17 protein-coding genes and 1 pseudogene are annotated in these 16,703 nt (G+C 63.8%); 17 read left to right on the forward strand and 1 reads right to left on the reverse strand.

What is annotated here, in order from left to right:
- The first annotated feature begins 6 nt into the window (after window positions 1-6).
- From C9383_RS16870 to C9383_RS16950, 17 genes are read left to right on the forward strand one after another with little or no spacing between them, the layout of a single operon-like run.
- Window positions 7-261 (forward strand): acyl carrier protein, encoded by a 255-nt coding sequence (locus C9383_RS16870; protein ID WP_060755179.1) that lies wholly within the window; start codon window positions 7-9, stop codon window positions 259-261.
- A complete protein-coding gene (locus C9383_RS16875) occupies window positions 258-803 on the forward strand; it encodes a COG4648 family protein (protein WP_090367243.1) in 546 nt (181 codons plus the stop codon). Before C9383_RS16870 ends, C9383_RS16875 begins: the two co-directional genes overlap by 4 nt.
- Window positions 800-2,470 (forward strand): acyl-CoA synthetase family protein, encoded by a 1,671-nt coding sequence (locus C9383_RS16880; RefSeq protein ID WP_090367244.1) that lies wholly within the window; start codon window positions 800-802, stop codon window positions 2,468-2,470. Before C9383_RS16875 ends, C9383_RS16880 begins: the two co-directional genes overlap by 4 nt.
- The gene (locus C9383_RS16885) at window positions 2,463-3,197 is read left to right on the forward strand and encodes a glycosyltransferase family 2 protein (RefSeq protein ID WP_090367247.1); all 735 of its coding nucleotides are present in this window, start codon (window positions 2,463-2,465) and stop codon (window positions 3,195-3,197) included. Before C9383_RS16880 ends, C9383_RS16885 begins: the two co-directional genes overlap by 8 nt.
- Window positions 3,194-4,129 (forward strand): lysophospholipid acyltransferase family protein, encoded by a 936-nt coding sequence (locus C9383_RS16890; protein WP_090367249.1) that lies wholly within the window; start codon window positions 3,194-3,196, stop codon window positions 4,127-4,129. The genes C9383_RS16885 and C9383_RS16890 overlap by 4 nt, the downstream gene beginning before the upstream one ends.
- A complete protein-coding gene (locus C9383_RS16895) occupies window positions 4,113-5,654 on the forward strand; it encodes an HAL/PAL/TAL family ammonia-lyase (protein ID WP_060755183.1) in 1,542 nt (513 codons plus the stop codon). Before C9383_RS16890 ends, C9383_RS16895 begins: the two co-directional genes overlap by 17 nt.
- Window positions 5,647-6,072 carry an acyl-CoA thioesterase gene (locus tag C9383_RS16900; protein WP_060755184.1) on the forward strand — a complete coding sequence of 142 codons (426 nt, stop codon included), beginning with the start codon at window positions 5,647-5,649 and terminating at the stop codon, window positions 6,070-6,072. The genes C9383_RS16895 and C9383_RS16900 overlap by 8 nt, the downstream gene beginning before the upstream one ends.
- Window positions 6,069-6,752 (forward strand): outer membrane lipoprotein carrier protein LolA, encoded by a 684-nt coding sequence (locus C9383_RS16905; RefSeq protein ID WP_090367250.1) that lies wholly within the window; start codon window positions 6,069-6,071, stop codon window positions 6,750-6,752. The genes C9383_RS16900 and C9383_RS16905 overlap by 4 nt, the downstream gene beginning before the upstream one ends.
- On the forward strand, window positions 6,742-9,054 hold the full coding sequence (locus C9383_RS16910) for an MMPL family transporter (RefSeq protein WP_090367252.1): 2,313 nt from the start codon (window positions 6,742-6,744) through the stop codon (window positions 9,052-9,054). Before C9383_RS16905 ends, C9383_RS16910 begins: the two co-directional genes overlap by 11 nt.
- A 33-nt stretch (window positions 9,055-9,087) precedes the next feature.
- A complete protein-coding gene (locus C9383_RS16915) occupies window positions 9,088-10,335 on the forward strand; it encodes an NAD(P)/FAD-dependent oxidoreductase (protein ID WP_090367254.1) in 1,248 nt (415 codons plus the stop codon).
- The gene (locus C9383_RS16920) at window positions 10,332-11,066 is read left to right on the forward strand and encodes a class I SAM-dependent methyltransferase (RefSeq protein WP_090367255.1); all 735 of its coding nucleotides are present in this window, start codon (window positions 10,332-10,334) and stop codon (window positions 11,064-11,066) included. Before C9383_RS16915 ends, C9383_RS16920 begins: the two co-directional genes overlap by 4 nt.
- Entirely contained in the window at window positions 11,063-11,545 is a 483-nt protein-coding gene (locus tag C9383_RS16925) for a hypothetical protein (protein WP_090367258.1), read from the forward strand. The genes C9383_RS16920 and C9383_RS16925 overlap by 4 nt, the downstream gene beginning before the upstream one ends.
- On the forward strand, window positions 11,542-12,708 hold the full coding sequence (locus C9383_RS16930; RefSeq protein WP_060755190.1) for a beta-ketoacyl-[acyl-carrier-protein] synthase family protein: 1,167 nt from the start codon (window positions 11,542-11,544) through the stop codon (window positions 12,706-12,708). Before C9383_RS16925 ends, C9383_RS16930 begins: the two co-directional genes overlap by 4 nt.
- Window positions 12,705-13,166 (forward strand): hotdog family protein, encoded by a 462-nt coding sequence (locus C9383_RS16935; protein ID WP_060755191.1) that lies wholly within the window; start codon window positions 12,705-12,707, stop codon window positions 13,164-13,166. The genes C9383_RS16930 and C9383_RS16935 overlap by 4 nt, the downstream gene beginning before the upstream one ends.
- Window positions 13,163-13,891 (forward strand): 3-oxoacyl-ACP reductase FabG, encoded by a 729-nt coding sequence (fabG, locus tag C9383_RS16940; protein ID WP_090367259.1) that lies wholly within the window; start codon window positions 13,163-13,165, stop codon window positions 13,889-13,891. Before C9383_RS16935 ends, fabG begins: the two co-directional genes overlap by 4 nt.
- Complete coding sequence (locus C9383_RS16945; RefSeq protein ID WP_090367262.1) at window positions 13,891-15,117, forward strand: beta-ketoacyl-ACP synthase; 1,227 nt, start codon at window positions 13,891-13,893, stop codon at window positions 15,115-15,117. The genes fabG and C9383_RS16945 overlap by 1 nt, the downstream gene beginning before the upstream one ends.
- Before the next feature lie 26 nt (window positions 15,118-15,143).
- Window positions 15,144-15,539, forward strand: a complete 396-nt coding sequence (locus C9383_RS16950) for a hypothetical protein (RefSeq protein ID WP_090367264.1) — start codon at window positions 15,144-15,146, stop codon at window positions 15,537-15,539.
- Window positions 15,540-15,672: 133 nt separating this feature from the next.
- On the opposite strand, the pseudogene C9383_RS16955 reads toward C9383_RS16950, so the two are convergent.
- Window positions 15,673-16,566, reverse strand: a pseudogene (locus C9383_RS16955) (LysR family transcriptional regulator).
- Between the last annotated feature and the right edge of the window lie 137 nt (window positions 16,567-16,703).

A 16,703-nucleotide genomic window follows, 5' to 3' on the forward strand; every position in this document is an offset into this window, starting at 1 on the left:
CGTACCATGCAAACTCGTGACGATATTTTCAACACCCTGCGCGATGCCTTGGTGGAACTGTTTGAACTGCCCGCGGAACGCATCACCCTCGAGGCCAACCTGTATCAGGACCTGGAAATCGACAGCATCGATGCCGTGGACCTGATCGACCATATCAAACGCCAGACCGGCAAGAAGATCGCCGCCGAAGAGTTCAAGGCGGTGCGTACCGTGAACGACGTGGTAGAGGCGGTGTACCGTCTGGTCACGCCTGCCGCATGAGCCGGTTGATCGGCCTTGGCCTGTTGCTGGCAGGGCTGCTGTACCCCTTTGCGGTGTATTACGGCACCGAGCACTTTGCGCCATGGCAGTTCGGCCTGTTGCTGGGTAGCCTGTGGCTGTTGCGTGCACTCACTGCGGCTCGGCGCCCCGGCAGTCGCTGGATGGCCGTGACGGTGATTGTGTTCTGCCTGTTGCTCGCCTGGTTCGACAACCCGCAGTGGCTGCGCTGGTACCCTAGCCTGGTCAGCGCATTCATGCTGGCGCTGTTCGGCCTGAGCCTGAAGTATGGCCCGCCGGTGGTCGAGCGCCTGGCGCGCATGACCGAGCCGCAGTTGCCGCCCAAAGCGGTGGTCTATACGCGCCAGGTCACCGTGGTCTGGAGCGTGTTTTTTCTGTGTAATGGCCTGCTGGCCGCCGCCCTCACGCTGTGGGCGCCGCTGAGCTGGTGGACGTTGTACAACGGCTTGATCGCCTACGGGCTGATGGGGCTGTTGTTTGCCGTGGAATGGCTGGTACGACAAAGGGTTCGAGGCCGCGTATGAAAGGTTTGAAACTTGAGCACTTGCTGCTTGAGCCGCTGGAACAGCGCTGGGTGACCAGCGAGCCGCTGATGAATCATGCCCAGCTGTGGGCACACGCCCTGAGCCTCGCGGCGGGCCTGCAAGCGCGTGGCATCCAGCGTCTGGCTGTACATCTGGAAGACGCAGGCTTACTGGCGATTGCCCTGCTGGGCGCCTGGCGTGCCGGGGTCAGTGTGCTGCTGCCTGCCGACCTGCAACCCCAGACCCGCCAACGCTGGGACGACTCAGTGGATGCCTGGCTGGTTGAGCCGACTGATCTGGATGCGTTGTACCAGGCCCCATTGAGCCCCGCCGCGCTCGACCTGGACACCTGCCGACTGAGCCTGTGCACCTCCGGCTCCAGCGGTGAGCCCAAGCGTATCGACAAAACCCTGCGCCAACTGGCCAACGAAGTCGAGGCCCTGGAGGCCCTGTGGGGCGCGGACCTCAAAGAAGCCTGCATCATCGGCAGTGTCGCCACCCAGCACATCTACGGCCTGCTGTTCCGTGTGCTATGGCCGCTGTATGCCGGGCGCCGCTTCGTGCGCCAGCAACTGGCCTTTCCCGAAGATCTGCAGCGCGCCAGCCGCGAACACCCGCAATTTGCCTGGGTAGCCAGCCCGGCGCTGCTCAAGCGCATGGGCGACAACCTCGACTGGCCCGCGTTGCGCCAGGTATCACGGGTGTTTTCGTCCGGCGGCGCCTTGCCCATCGAGGCGGCCGGCGAGCTCTACGATCGCCTGCAGCAATGGCCGACGGAAATCCTCGGCAGTTCGGAAACCGGTGGCATCGCCTGGCGCCAAGGCGCACAGCCGTGGGAACCCTTTGCCGATGTGCAACTGAGCCAGGATGCCGAGGGCGCCCTGCGCATCGCTTCGCCCTATCTGCCGGCCGGTCATATCGAACAGACCGCCGACGCGGCGCGGATCCACGCCGATGGCCGCTTTGAATTGCTCGGCCGCCTGGACCGCATCGTCAAGCTGGAAGAAAAACGCATCTCCCTGCCCATGCTGGAACAGGCACTGATGACCCACCCGTGGGTTGCCGAAACCCGCCTGGGCGTGGTGCAGGAAAACCGCGCATCCCTCGGCGCGCTGGTGGTGCTCAGTGCCGACGGCCTGCACGCCCTGCGCAACCAGGGACGTCGCACGCTGACCCAAACCCTGCGCCAGCACTTGAGCCAACATTGCGAGGCGCTGGCCCTGCCCCGCCGTTGGCGCTTGCTGCGCCAGTTGCCGCTGAACGCCCAGGGCAAGCTGCCCCAGGCCGATGTCACGGCCCTGTTGCTCGCCCCACGGCCAAAAGCGCCGCACGTGTTGGAGCAAGTCGAAACCGATGGCGAATGGACCCTGCAACTGAGCGTCCCACCGGACCTGGCCTATTTCAGCGGCCACTTCCCCGCGACGCCGGTACTGCCGGGCGTGGTGCAGGTGGAATGGGCGTTCAACCTGGGCCAACAGCTGATGGACCTGCCCATGACGTTCGCCGGCATGGAAGTGCTCAAGTTCCAGCAACTGGTGCGCCCCGGTGACCAGATCGAGCTGCACCTGCGCTTCGACCCGGAACGCGGCAAACTGTATTTCGCCTACCGCAACGGCGTTGCCGCTTGCTCCAGCGGGCGCATCCAGCTGGTCACCGCCCATGCATAAGCCGTGCGCCCTGATCCCGGTCTACAACCATGAAGCCGCCGTGCCGGCCGTGGTCCATAGCCTGCTGGACAGTGGCCTGGCGTGCCTGCTGGTGGATGACGGCAGCAGCCCGGCCTGCGCGGCCGTATTGGCGCAACTGGCGACGCTGGAGTCGGTCACCCTGCTGACCTTGCCGAGCAACCAGGGCAAAGGCGGCGCGGTCATGGCCGGTTTTCGCGAGGCTGCACGCCTGGGCTTCAGCCACGCCCTGCAGGTGGATGCCGACGGCCAGCACGACCTGCGTGAAGTCGAGGCCTTCCTTGACGCTTCGCGCGCCCACCCAACGGCCGTGATCTGTGGCTATCCCGAATACGATGAGAGCGTGCCCAAAGGCCGCCTGTACGCACGCTACCTGACTCACGTCTGGGTGTGGATCAACACCCTGTCGCTGCAGATTCGCGACTCGATGTGTGGCTTTCGCGTGTACCCGCTGGCACCCACACTGGCCCTGATGGACTCGGCCTACATCGGCACGCGCATGGATTTCGATTCGGACATCCTGGTGCGCCTGGCCTGGCGCAACCAGCCGATGCGCTGGCTGCCGACCCAGGTGCATTACCCCGCGGACGGCCTGTCGCACTTCCGCCTGTTCCGCGACAACGTGCGTATCTCGGCCATGCATACCCGGCTGTTCTTCGGCATGTTGGTACGGGCACCGATCATCCTGTGGCGGCGGTGGCAGGCATGAACGACAGCCACAAACATTGGGCCGACCGGGAGGAGCGTGGCAGTTTCTGGTTGATGAAACTCACCGCTGTCGCCGCCAGGGTCCTGGGCCGTCGCCTGCTGAGCCCCCTGCTGTACGGCATCGTGTTGTACTTCTTCCTCTTCGGCCGCACGGCCCGCCAGAGTGCCTGGGAGTACCAGCAGCGCCTGGCGTACTGGAGCGGCCGCAACGAATTGCAACCCACCCATAAAAGCGTGTTCGGTCAGTTCATGGCCTTCGCCGACGCCTTGCTCGACAAGCTCGATGTGTGGAACGGCAAGCTGCGCATCGAACAGATCGAAATCGACGACCCGGCACAATTGCGTGGGCAACTGCGCGGCGAGCGCGGGCAGATGCTGGTGGGCGCACACTTGGGCAACCTTGAAGTGTGCCGCGCCCTGGCGGAGATCGGCGAGCAAGTCACCATGAACGTGCTGGTGCACACCAAGCATGCCGAGCGTTTCAACCGCCTGCTGGGTGAAGCCGGGGCGACCCATTTGCGTCTGATCCAGGTCAGCGAACTCGACCCGGCCACCATGCTGTTGCTCAGCCAGCGCCTGGACGAGGGCGAGTGGCTGGCAATTGCCGGCGACCGCGTGCCGCTGCACGGCGGGCGCAAGGTGCGGGTGGATTTCCTCGGCCAGGATGCCGCCTTCCCCCAAGGTCCGTGGTTGCTGGCCGGCCTGCTCAAATGCCCGGTCAACCTGCTGATGTGCCTCAAGCACGACGGCCGCTATCGCCTGACCATCGAGCCCTTCGCCCAATTGATCGAATGGAAGCGCAGTACCCGCGAGCAGGTGATTGCCCAGTGGACCGCGCGCTACGCCGCACGCCTGGGCGAGTTCTGCCTGCAAGCGCCCCGACAATGGTTCAACTTTTACCCTTTCTGGAAGACCGATGACGACGCATCTTGAGCCGGTAACCTTTGGCGAACGCGCTCTGCGCATTGAAGACGTGCGAGCCCTGGCCAACCGCCAGGCGCCCACGCAGTTGCAGAACGACGCCGCGTATCGCCAGCGTATCGCCAAGGGCGCGCAGTTCCTCGACTCGCTGCTGGACAAGGAGGGCGTGATCTACGGCGTGACCACCGGCTACGGCGACTCGTGCGTGGTGGCGGTGCCGCTGCAACACGTCGAGGCGCTGCCCCGTCACCTGTATACCTTTCATGGCTGCGGGCTGGGCAAGCTGCTCGACGCCCAGGCCACCCGCGCAGTACTGGCTGCGCGGTTGCAGTCGCTGTGCCATGGGGTGTCCGGCGTGCGCGTCGAACTGCTGGAGCGCCTGCAGGCCTTTCTCGAACACGACGTACTGCCGCTGATCCCGGAGGAAGGCTCGGTGGGTGCCAGCGGCGATCTGACCCCGCTGTCTTACGTGGCGGCGACCTTATCCGGCGAACGTGAGGTGATGTTCCGTGGCGAACGCCGCCAGGCGGCCGACGTACACCGCGAACTGGGTTGGACCCCGCTGGTATTGCGCCCCAAGGAAGCCCTGGCGCTGATGAACGGCACCGCCGTAATGACCGGCCTGGCCTGCCTGGCCTTCTCCCGCGCCGACTACCTGCTGCAATTGGCCACACGCATTACCGCGCTGAACGTGGTGGCGCTGCAAGGCAACCCGGAGCACTTCGACGAGCGCCTGTTCGCCGCTAAACCGCACCCGGGGCAGATGCAAGTGGCCGCCTGGCTGCGCAAGGATCTGGCAATCGATGCGCCGACCGCGCCGCTGCACCGCCTGCAAGACCGCTATTCGCTGCGTTGTGCACCCCACGTACTCGGCGTACTGGCCGACAGCCTGAGCTGGCTGCGCGCGTTTATCGAGACCGAGCTGAACAGCGCCAACGACAACCCGATCATCGACGCGCAAGAAGAACGTGTACTGCACGGTGGGCACTTCTACGGCGGGCATATCGCCTTCGCCATGGACAGCCTCAAGACCCTGGTGGCCAATGTCGCCGACCTGCTCGACCGCCAGCTCGCACTGCTGGTGGACGTGCGCTACAACCATGGCCTGCCGAGCAACCTGTCCGGCGCGCCGGCCGACCGCGCCATGCTCAACCACGGCTTCAAGGCCGTGCAGATCGGCACCAGCGCCTGGACCGCCGAAGCGCTGAAAAACACGATGCCGGCCAGCGTGTTCTCGCGCTCCACCGAGTGCCATAACCAGGACAAAGTGAGCATGGGTACCATCGCCGCCCGCGATGCGATCCGCGTGCTGGAACTGACCGAACAAGTCGCCGCCGCGACCTTGCTCGCCGCCAACCAGGGCGTATGGCTGCGCGCCCAGGCCGAGGAGGCACGGCCGCTGCCGCCGGCCCTGGCCGCCATGCACGAGGAACTGGGCAAAGACTTCCCGCCGGTCATCGAGGATCGAGCGCTGGAAGGCGAGCTTCGCCTGTGCCTCAAACGTATCGCCGAGCAACACTGGAGGCTGCATGCGTAGCCAGGGCGTGTTGCATTGCGACACTGAAATCCTCGTACCGTTTTTCGACATCGACACCATGCATGTGGTCTGGCATGGGCATTACGTGAAGTACCTGGAAGTGGCGCGTTGTGCGTTGCTGGACAAACTCGGGCACAACTACACCCAGATGCAGGCATCGGGCTACGCCTGGCCGGTGATCGATATGCAACTACGCTACGTGCGCGGCGCCACCTTTGGCCAGACCCTCAATGTGCGCGCCAGCCTGGTGGAATGGGAGAACCGCTTGAAGGTCAACTACCTGATTACCGACCTGGCCAGCGGCGAGCGCATGACCCGCGCCAGCACCGTGCAAGTGGCCGTGGAAATCGCCAGCCGCGAGATGCAGCTGGCCTCGCCCAAAGTCTTCACCGACGCCGTCGAGAGGGCCCTGCAATGAGATCCCCTGTAGGAGCCAGCTTGCCGGCGAAAATCGTCAACGTGAATACGGGCTGCCTGACACTGCGCCGCGCCCTCAGGTTTTTCGCGAGCAAGCTCGCTCCTACAGGGGTTGGGTTGCTGCTAAGCCTGAGTGCTCATGCTTTTGACCTGCAGCAGCTAAGCGAGCAGTTGGCAAAACCATCGGTGATCCACGGCAGCTTCACCCAGGAAAAACACCTGCGCGCCCTGCCCCAGCCGCTGATCAGCAAAGGCACCTTCGTGCTGGCCAAAGACCACGGCCTGCTGTGGCTGCTCAAAACCCCGTTGCAACAGGACTACCGCATCAGCGCCCAGGGCATTGCCCGCCGTGACGCCGGTGGCTGGCAACTGCTGCCGAACAAGAGCGCCGGGGCCGAGCAGAACCGGTTGTTCCTTGCGGTGCTCCAGGGCGACAGCAGCGGCTTGCAGCGCGACTTTGAACTGCAACTGCAAGGCGAAGCCAAGCAGTGGAAGCTGACGCTGGTTCCACGCTCGTTGTTGCTCAAGCAAGTGTTCACCCAGATCAACATTGACGGCGGCGAACTGGTGCAGACCATCCAGTTGCTCGAAACCCAGGGTGACAGCACCGTGCTGCGCATGCAGGACAGCACTGCAAGCCTGCCCCTGACTGACGCGGAGCAACACGACTTTGCCCAGTGAGCGCCTGCTGCCGCGCCTGTTCCTGATCCTGCTGGTGGCCGTGCTGGCCGTGGCCGGCTGGCAGTGGCGCCACGGTGCGCCGCTGTCGGCCAACCTGATGGAACTGGTGCCGGGCAACACGCCGGATGCCCTCGAACTGCAAGCCGAGCAGCGCATGCAGGAACCGTTGAACCGCGAGATGCTGGTGCTGGTGGGGCATACCGACCGCCAGCAAGCGGTGAACGTAGCGCAGCAACTGGGCGAACGCTGGCAGGCCAGCGGCTTGTTTGAAAAGGTGCAATGGAACCTGCAAGCCGACTTGCCGGCACTGCGCGAACAGCTGCTGCGCGGGCGGCTGGCGATGCTCGCGGCCAAGGATCGCGAGCAACTGATCGACCATCCCGACGCGTTTATCCAGCAGCGCGTGCAGGCCCTGTTCGACCCCTTCACCGGGTTCAGCCTGGTGCCGAGCCAGGACGATTGGCTGGGCCTGACCGGGCGCATCCAGAGCAGCCAGCCGCAACATGGCTCGGTGCAACTGGATATCGGCAGCGGCGCGCTGATCGCCGATGCCGACGGCAAAAGCTGGGTGTTGCTGCGTGCGCGCACCACCGGCAATGCCTTCGATATGAAACTACCGCTGCAAGTGGCGGATCTGCTCAAGGCCAGCCGCCTACAGGCAGGCGAACACGGCGCGCAACTGCTCGCCGCCAGCGGCCTGCTCTACGCGGCCAATGGGCAGCAGCAAGCCACACGGGAGATCACCTGGGTCGGCGGCGGCGCCACCTTGGGCATCCTGTTGTTGCTGTTGTTGGCATTCCGCCGCTGGCGCGTACTGCTGGCGTTTGTCCCGGTGCTGGCAGGCATGCTGTTTGGCGCGGTGGCCTGTGTCGCGCTGTTCGGCCACATGCATGTGATAACCCTGGTGCTGGGCTCCAGCCTGATCGGCGTGGCGGTGGATTACCCGCTGCACTACCTGTCGAAAAGCTGGAGCATGCGCCCGTGGCGCAGTTGGCCGGCGTTACGCATCACCCTGCCCGGGCTGAGCCTGAGCCTGGCCACCAGTTGCATCGGTTACCTGGCGCTGGCCTGGACGCCCTTTCCCGCCTTGACACAAATCGCAGTGTTTTCCGCCGCCGGGCTGGTGGGGGCGTATCTGTCGGCCGTGTGCCTGCTGCCGGCGCTGCTCAAAAACGTGGAACTGCGCCCCGCGCAGTGGCCGCTGCGTATTGCCGAGGAGTTGTGGCAAGCGCGTACAGCGCTGCTCAAACGCGTACCGAGCCCGGTGTTGTTGGTACTGCTGTTGCTGTTTTGCGCCGGCGGCCTGTGGCACCTGAGCAGCAAGAACGACATCCGCCAGTGGATCGGCGCACCGCCGCAATTGCTGCAGGAAGCCCAGGCCGTGGCGCGCATCACCGGTTTTCAGCCGACCAGCCAGTTCTTCCTGGTGCGGGCAGAGAACCAGCAGCAGCTGCTGGAACGCCAGGCCGCATTGGGCCAGCGCCTGGATCAACTGGTGAACATGAATAAGCTCCAGGGCTACCTGGCGCTCAACCAACTGGTCAACCTACCCGCCGAACAGCAACAGTTGCGTGACGGCTTGAACAACTTCGCGCAGCACTGGCAACCGCTGCTGGACCTCGGCATACCGGCGAGCGCCCTGCAGGCCGAAGTCACGCAGTTGCAGGCGCTGCCTACCGAAGACATCGACGCGGCGCTCAAGGGCCCGCTGGCCGAACCCTGGCGCCCCCTGTGGCTGGGCCCGGTGGACGGCGGCGTCGCGGCGATGGTCAGCCTGCAAGGCTTGAACAACACGGCGTTGCTGCGCGTACAAGCACAGGATTTGCCCGGCGTGCAGTTGGTCGACCGCCTGGGCGACCTGAACCGGGTATTCGCCGACACGCAGGTCAGCGCCGCCGAATTGAAACTGATGTCCTGCGTGCTGATCGTGTTGCTGCTGATCCTGCCGTTCGGTTTCGGCGGTGCCTTGCGCATTGTCGCCCTGCCGTTGCTGGCGGCCCTGTGCAGCCTGGCCAGCCTCGGTTGGCTGGGCCAGCCGCTGACCCTGTTCAGCCTGTTCGGCCTGCTGCTGGTCACGGCCATCAGCGTCGACTACGCCATCCTGATGCGCGAGCAGATCGGCGGCGCGGCCGTGAGTCTTCTGGGGACGCTGCTGGCCGCGCTGACGACGTGGTTGTCGTTCGGCCTGCTGGCGGTGTCCAGTACACCGGCCGTGAGCAATTTCGGCCTGTCGGTCAGCCTGGGCCTGGCGTTCAGCTTTATGCTGGCGCCCTGGGCCGGGCAACACAAACATGCCTTATGAATACCGTTATCGCCAAAGTGGCAAGGAGCCCTCGTGCCAATAGTTGAAATGGAACGTCGCCAGGTGGTCGTGATCGGCGCCGGACCATCCGGGGCTATCGCCGCCGCGCTGTTAAAGCGCAACGGGCATGACGTATTGATCATCGAGCGCCAGCATTTCCCACGGTTCTCGATTGGCGAAAGCCTGCTGTCCCACTGCATCGATTTTATCGAAGAAGCCGGCATGCTCGACGCCGTGCAAGCAGCGGGTTTCCAGGTGAAAACCGGTGCGGCGTTCGCCTGGGGCGAGCGCTACAGCGCGTTTGATTTCGGCGACACCTTCAGCAACGGCAAGCCGACCACCTTCCAGGTGCAGCGCGGCGAGTTCGACAAGTTGCTGGCCGATCAGGCCGCACTGCAAGGCGTGGACATTCGCTACGGCGAAACCGTCGCGGGTGTGGACTTGAGTGGCGAGTGCCGCTACCTGCATATCCGCCGGGAGAACGGCAGCGAGTACCACATCAAGGCCAGATTCGTGCTGGATGCCAGTGGTTATGGCCGCGTGTTGCCGCGCCTGCTGGAACTGGAAGCCCCTTCGAACTTTCCCTTGCGCCAGGCGGTATTCACTCACGTCGAGGACCGCATCACGCACCCAGGTTTCGACCGCAGCAAAATTCTCGTGACCACCCACCCGACGAAGCGCGATATCTGGTTCTGGACCATCCCCTTCAGCAACGGGCGTTGTTCAGTCGGCGTAGTGGCGGCCAAACAACACTTTGACGGCCGCGACAGCGACCTCGACGCGTGCCTGCGGGGCTTCATCGATGAAACCCCGAGCCTGCGCGGCGTACTGCAAAACGCCGTCTGGGACACGCCGGCACGGACCATCGGCGGTTACTCGGCCAACGTCACAACCCTGCACGGGCCGGGCTTTGCGCTGTTGGGTAATGCGGCGGAGTTCCTCGACCCGGTATTCTCCTCCGGCGTGACCATTGCCATGCGTTCGGCGAGCATGGCGGCGGGTGTGCTGCATCGCCAATTGAAGGGCGAAACCGTCGACTGGCAAACCGAGTTTGCCGAGCCGCTCAAGCGCGGTGTCGATACCTTCCGTTGCTACGTCGAAGGCTGGTATGCCGGGACGTTCCAGGACGTGATCTTTCATCCGGGCAGCTCACCGGAGATCCGTCGGATGATCAGCTCGATCCTCGCCGGTTATGCCTGGGATGAACGTAACCCGTTTGTCAGCGAACCCAAGCGGCGCCTGCGGATGTTGTCGGAAATTTGTGCGAGTGAAACGGTATGACTACCCAGTACCTGAGTAAGAACTACGTCGAAGAAACCCGGTTCGGTTTCTGGTTCCTGCGCAGCCACACCTGGCAACACCATGTGTTGCGCGTGGCGATCAATGACCTGCGCAGCTTGTTCAGCGAACCGTTGCCGGTGGCGCCGGTGTTGCTGGACGCCGGTTGCGGCCAGGGCAAGTCGTTTCGCTATTTGCAGCAGGTCTTTGCGCCCGAGCGCCTGATCGGCCTGGATGCCGACCCTCACAGCCTGGCGCTGAGCCAGGCCGAAGCCGCCCGCCAAGGCCTGGCGGTGGAACTGATCGGCAGCGACTGCGCGACCCTGCAAGTGCCGGACGAAAGCGTCGACATCCTGTTCTGCCACCAGACCTTTCATCATCTGGTCGAACAGCATCGCGCACTCAAAGAGTTCTACCGGGTGCTCAAGCCCGGTGGTTACTTGCTGTTTGCCGAGTCGACCGAAGCCTATATCGATACCTGGGTGATCCGCTGGCTGTTCCGTCACCCGATGCACGTGCAGAAGAGCGCCGAAGAGTACCTGCAGATGCTCCGCGAACAGGGCTTTGAATTTGGCCCACAGAACGTCTCATACCCCTATCTGTGGTGGAGCCGTGCCAGCGATTTCGGCCTGCTCGAACGCTGGGGCCTGCGCAATCCGCCGCCGGTGGGCCAACGTGAGGAAACCTTGGTCAACTGCGTAGCGCGTAAACCTCTGGCGAGTGCCACCCTATGATCCGCCTGTTGCTGATCGGCTGCCTGTTGCTGCTGAGCGCCTGCGCCAGCCAGCCGCCGCTGCCGGCGAAAAATCCGGCGTTGAGCTTGCCGATGCAACTGCATGTACAGCGCCGCACGGGCGGCCAGACCCAGGACTGGTTGCTGGTCATCCAGCGTGAAGGCAGCGCGATTCGCTGGTCGATGATGGACCCGCTGGGCATTCCCCAGGCCCGCCAAAAACTGGTCGATGGCCAGTGGCAGGCCGATGGTTTGCTGCCGCCCAACCCTCAGGCGCGGGAGCTGTTCGCTGCGCTGCTGTTTGCCCTGACGTCGGCCGATGAAGTGCCTGCGCTGTACCCGAGCGCCCAGGCGAGGGACCTGACGCGTACGCTGCCGGGGCACTGGCAAATCGTGTATCAGTCTTCCGAGGTGTTCAGTGTGAACATGAATGGGCAGCCGTTGAGCTATCGCATCACGCCGCTTGGGGTGGGCCGATGACGGCCTATCTGAATGCGCTCGGCGTGATCTGCGCGCTGGGGCGCGGCCAAGCCGAAGTCAGCCGCAGCCTGTTTGCCGGCGACTGCTCGGGCATGCGCGCCGAGAGCGGCTGGGTGCCGGATCGCGTGCTGCCGGTAGGCGGCGTGCGGGGTGAGCTGGCAGACATTCCCGCAGCGCTGTGCGCACAAAATAGCCGTAACAACCAACTGTTGCTGGAAGCGGCGCTGCAGATTGAAGACGAGATTCGTCAGGCGATCCACACCCACGGTGCAGCACGCGTGGGTGTCGTGTTGGGCACCAGCACGTCGGGCATCGATGAAGCCAGCCGCGGTATCGCCCATTACCTGCGCAATCAGCAATTCCCCGGCGACTATGACTACCAGCAGCAGGAGCTCAGCGCGCCGGCGAATTTCCTCGCCGACTGGCTGCACCTGAGCGGCCCGGCCTATGTGATTTCCACAGCGTGCACTTCCAGTGCCCGTGCGCTGGTCAGTGCCCAGCGACTGCTGGACCTGGGCGTATGCGATGCGGTGATCTGCGGCGGCGTCGACAGTCTGTGCAAGTTGACGCTTAACGGCTTCACCGCGCTGGAAGCGGTGTCGAGCGAACGTTGCAATCCATTTTCGGTAAACCGTAACGGCATCAACATCGGCGAAGCGGCGGTGCTGTTCCTGATGAGTCGCCAGCCTGCGCCCATCGCGTTGATCGGCAGCGGCGCCAGCTGTGATGCCCACCACATTTCCGCCCCCGAACCCTCCGGCAAAGGTGCGTTGCACGCCATGCGCAAGGCCCTGGCCAGTGCGAAACTGGCGCCGGAACAGATCGGCTACCTGAACCTGCACGGCACCGCCACTCTGCACAATGACGCCATGGAGAGCCTGGCCGTGGCCAGCCTGTTCCCCCAGGGTGTGGCCTGCTCGTCGACCAAACCCATGAGCGGCCATACCCTCGGCGCAGCCGGTGCATTGGAAGCGGCCTTCTGCTGGCTGAGCCTGGCTCACGGTGCAGTGCCGCCGCATGTGTGGGATGGCCAGGCCGACCCGGCATTGCCGGCCTTGCAATGGGCCGCAGCGGGCGACACTTTGAAAAAACGCTGCCTGATGAGCAACTCGTTTGCCTTCGGCGGCAATAACATCAGCCTGATAATCGCAGAGGCCCCATGATCGATTGGCCACTCGCCGAACTGCTGCCCCATGCGGGCGACATGATCCTGATCGACCAGGTGCTGTCGTTCGATGAGGAGCAGGTCCACACCCGTGTCACCGTCAAACCCGGCGGTTTGTTCAGCCGTCCGGACGGCAGCCTGCCGGCCTGGGTCGGCATCGAGCTGATGGCGCAGAGCGTCGCCGCCTATGCCGGTTGCCGAGCGCGCCAGAAAGGCGAAGCCGTGGAACTGGGCTTCCTGTTGGGCACACGTAAGTTCGAGTGCAACGTGGAGCACTTCCCCGCAGGCGCCGAGCTGCGCATCCACGGCCTGCGCTCCCTGGAAGACGACAACGGCATGGGGGTGTTCGAATGCCACCTGACCGGCGACGGTATCCAGGCCAGCGCCCGCTTGAACGTATTTCGACCGCCCCAGGCGGCCAACTATTTAGATGAATCTAAGGACGAAACGCCATGACTGAATCCGTACTGGTCACCGGCTCCAGCCGTGGCATCGGCCGCGCCATTGCCTTGCGCCTGGCCCAGGCCGGGCATGACATCGTGCTGCATTGCCGCAGCGGCCGTGCCGAAGCCGATGCGGTGCAGGTCGAAATCCAGGCCCTGGGGCGCCAGGCGCGGGTGCTGCAGTTCGATGTGGCGGACCGCGCGCGCTGCAAGCAAATCCTGGAGGCGGACGTGGAGCAGCATGGCGCCTATTACGGCGTGGTACTCAACGCCGGCCTGACCCGTGACGGCGCGTTCCCGGCCTTGTCCGAAGACGATTGGGACGTGGTGATGCGCACCAACCTCGACGGTTTCTACAACGTATTGCATCCGGTGATGATGCCGATGATCCGCCGTCGTGCGGCCGGGCGTATCGTGTGCATCACCTCGGTATCGGGGCTGATCGGCAACCGTGGCCAGGTCAACTACAGCGCCTCGAAAGCCGGCCTGATCGGCGCAGCCAAGGCACTGGCCATCGAGCTGGGCAAACGCAAGATCACCGTCAACTGTGTGGCTCCCGGCCTGATCGACACCGCGATGCTCGATGAAAACGTGCCGGTTGAAGAGCTGATGAAGATGATCCCGGCGCAGCGCATGGGCACCCCGGAAGAAGTCGCCGGTGCGGTGAATTTCCTGATGTCGGCCGAAGCCGGCTACATCACTCGCCAGGTGCTGGCGGTGAACGGAGGCCTGTGCTGATGAAGCGTGTCGTCGTCACCGGCATGGCCGGCATGACCTCCCTGGGCAGCGATTGGGCCACCATCTCGGCCAACTTCCGCGCCAACCGCAGCGGCATCCGGCGCATGGATGAGTGGGACCGCTTCAGCGAATTGAATACGCGCCTGGCCGGGCCGATTGACGATTTCGTCGTGCCCGCCCACTGGACGCGTAAACAACTGCGCAGCATGGGTCGCGTCTCGCGCCTGGCGGTGTGGGCCGCCGAGCAGGCGTTGAAAGACGCCGGTCTGCTGGGCGACGAGTCGATCAAGGACGGGCGCATGGGCGTGGCCTGCGGCTCGTCCACCGGCAGCACCGATGAGATCAAGGCGTTTGGCAATATGCTGCTCAATTCGGTGGCCGAAGGGCTGAATGCCAACTCCTATGTGCGCATGATGCCCCACACCACTGCGGCGAATATCAGTATCTTCTTTGGTCTCACCGGGCGGTTGATCCCCACGTCCAGCGCCTGCACCAGCGGCAGCCAGGGCATTGGGTATGCCTATGAAGCGATCAAGTTCGGCCGCCTGCCGATGATGCTTGCCGGCGGCGCCGAAGAACTGTGCCCCACCGAAGCCATGGTATTCGACGCACTCTATGCCACCAGCCTGAAAAACGATGCCCCGCAGACCAGCCCAAGGCCCTACGACAGTGGCCGCGACGGCCTGGTGATCGGTGAGGGCAGCGGCATGCTGGTGCTGGAAGAATTGGAGCACGCCCTGGCGCGAGGGGCACACATCCACGCCGAGATCGTCGGCTTCGGCAGCAATGCCGACGGCCAGCACACCACCCGCCCCGAACAGAAAACCATGCGCCGCGCCATGGAGCTAGCCCTGGAAGATGCCGGTCTCACCCCGGATGCCATCGGCTACGTCAACGGCCACGGCACTGCCACCGACCAAGGCGACATTGCCGAAACCCTGGCCACCAGCAGCCTGTTCGGCAGCCGCATGCCCATCAGCTCACAGAAAAGCTTCCTGGGCCACACCCTGGGCGCCTGCGGTGCGTTGGAGTCGTGGTTCAGCATCGAGATGATGAATCGCGACCAGTACGTACATACCTTCAACCTGGACGTCGTCGACCCGCAATGCGGCGAGCTGGATTACCTGCAAGGCGGTCTGCGTGAGATGCACCACGACTACGTGATGAACAACAACTTTGCCTTTGGCGGCGTTAACACATCGCTGATTTTCCGCCGCTGGTCCTGACTTTTTAATCGATTGGAGAAAACGGAATGTCCTCCCTGCTACGCGCCACCCTGATCACCCTGGCCCTGCTGAGCACTGCCGGTTGCACCAGTAAACCGGTACTCAACACCCAGCACGATTTGGTAGCCGGCCCCCAGGTCAGTGAAGAGCAAGTCAAACAGGTCATCGTCAACGCCCTGCAAAAGCGCGAATGGACAGTGCAGCGCCTGAGCCCGCAGTTGGTGCAGGCCGAGATCACCGTGCGCAACCAGTTCTACGCACAAATCGATATCCGCTACACCCGCAACAGCTACGCCATCACCTACCGCGACAGCCGCGACCTGGGCTACAAGGACGGCAAGATCCATCGCAACTACAACCGTTGGGTGAGCATGCTGGATCGCGACATTCTGGCGGGGTTGCGGGGTGCGGGGCTGCAATAAACCCTGATCATTGATCATTCCCACGCTCCGCGTGGGAATGCCGCCTGGGACGCTCTGCGTACCGCTGTTGGCTCCTGTGCCAGGGTGACGCGGAGCGTCACGGGATGCGTCCCCACGCAGAGCGTGGGGACGATCATTGCACGGGCTGGCGCGTCAACAACTCCACAAACGCTTTCGCCATCGGGCTCTGCGCGCCTTTGCGCTGCACCAGCCATACTGCCGTCACCGCCTCTTGATCCAGCAAGGTGCGATACACCACGCCATCAATACGGATGCGCTGGTAAGAGGCCGGCAGCACCGACACGCCGAGCCCCGCCGCTACCAGGCCGATGATGGTCATCGCCTCCCCCGCCTCCTGGGCGAAGTGCGGGCTGAAACCGGCGTCACGCGCCAGATTGAGCAGTTGAGCGTAGAGACCGCTGCCCTAGGTCCGCGGGAAAAACACAAACGGCTCCTGCGCCAACTGTGCCAGGTGCAAGCCGCGCTCACTGCCGTCCACCAGGGGATGCCCGGCATTCAGCACGGCCACCAGCGGCTCGCGCATCAATTCAATGACCCCCAGCGAGTCGGGCAACGGCAGCGGGCGCATCAACCCCACCTGGATCGACTCATCCACCAGCGACTCGGCCACTTCGGTGCTGCTCATTTCCTGCAAATTCAGGTGCACCGCCGGGAACGCCTGGCGAAACGCAAAGATCGCCTGGGGAATGCTGGAGTTGAACGGCGCCGATGAGGTAAAGCCGATCTTCAGTTCTCCCAGCTCACCTGATTGCGCGCGCCGCGCTACATCGGCGGCTTTGTCGACCTGAGCCAGTACCAGCCGCGCCTCTTGCAGGAACAACCGTCCGGCCTCGCTCAACTCAACCCGACGATTGGTGCGCTCGAACAAACGCGCCCCCACTTCCTGTTCCAGCGCCTGGATCTGCTGGCTCAGCGGCGGCTGAGAGATGCCCAGTACCTGTGCGGCGCGGCCAAAATGCAGTTCTTCGGCGACGGCAATGAAGTAGCGCAAATGACGTAATTCCATGCAAATCTCATTAGGTCGTAAAAGCTCTCAAACAGGTCGAACAATATATTGGAAAGAATCATTAGCCAGCTATATTCTTTTTTGCATTGCCAGTCCTGGCAGGCTTTCGCTTCCCGAGGTCCCCGTGAAATCTGCTG

This window comes from Pseudomonas palleroniana, from assembly GCF_003031675.1.
Lineage (GTDB): Bacteria > Pseudomonadota > Gammaproteobacteria > Pseudomonadales > Pseudomonadaceae > Aquipseudomonas > Aquipseudomonas palleroniana.

Coding starts and splice junctions, on each gene's coding strand:
- C9383_RS16945 (WP_090367262.1), top strand. CDS start 13,891: ATGAAGCGTGTCGTCGTCACCGGCATGGCCGGCATGACCTCCCTGGGC.
- C9383_RS16925 (WP_090367258.1), top strand. CDS start 11,063: ATGATCCGCCTGTTGCTGATCGGCTGCCTGTTGCTGCTGAGCGCCTGC.
- C9383_RS16895 (WP_060755183.1), top strand. CDS start 4,113: ATGACGACGCATCTTGAGCCGGTAACCTTTGGCGAACGCGCTCTGCGC.
- C9383_RS16935 (WP_060755191.1), top strand. CDS start 12,705: ATGATCGATTGGCCACTCGCCGAACTGCTGCCCCATGCGGGCGACATG.
- C9383_RS16900 (WP_060755184.1), top strand. CDS start 5,647: ATGCGTAGCCAGGGCGTGTTGCATTGCGACACTGAAATCCTCGTACCG.
- C9383_RS16880 (WP_090367244.1), top strand. CDS start 800: ATGAAAGGTTTGAAACTTGAGCACTTGCTGCTTGAGCCGCTGGAACAG.
- C9383_RS16920 (WP_090367255.1), top strand. CDS start 10,332: ATGACTACCCAGTACCTGAGTAAGAACTACGTCGAAGAAACCCGGTTC.
- fabG (WP_090367259.1), top strand. CDS start 13,163: ATGACTGAATCCGTACTGGTCACCGGCTCCAGCCGTGGCATCGGCCGC.
- C9383_RS16885 (WP_090367247.1), top strand. CDS start 2,463: ATGCATAAGCCGTGCGCCCTGATCCCGGTCTACAACCATGAAGCCGCC.
- C9383_RS16890 (WP_090367249.1), top strand. CDS start 3,194: ATGAACGACAGCCACAAACATTGGGCCGACCGGGAGGAGCGTGGCAGT.
- C9383_RS16870 (WP_060755179.1), top strand. CDS start 7: ATGCAAACTCGTGACGATATTTTCAACACCCTGCGCGATGCCTTGGTG.
- C9383_RS16875 (WP_090367243.1), top strand. CDS start 258: ATGAGCCGGTTGATCGGCCTTGGCCTGTTGCTGGCAGGGCTGCTGTAC.
- C9383_RS16905 (WP_090367250.1), top strand. CDS start 6,069: ATGAGATCCCCTGTAGGAGCCAGCTTGCCGGCGAAAATCGTCAACGTG.
- C9383_RS16950 (WP_090367264.1), top strand. CDS start 15,144: ATGTCCTCCCTGCTACGCGCCACCCTGATCACCCTGGCCCTGCTGAGC.
- C9383_RS16930 (WP_060755190.1), top strand. CDS start 11,542: ATGACGGCCTATCTGAATGCGCTCGGCGTGATCTGCGCGCTGGGGCGC.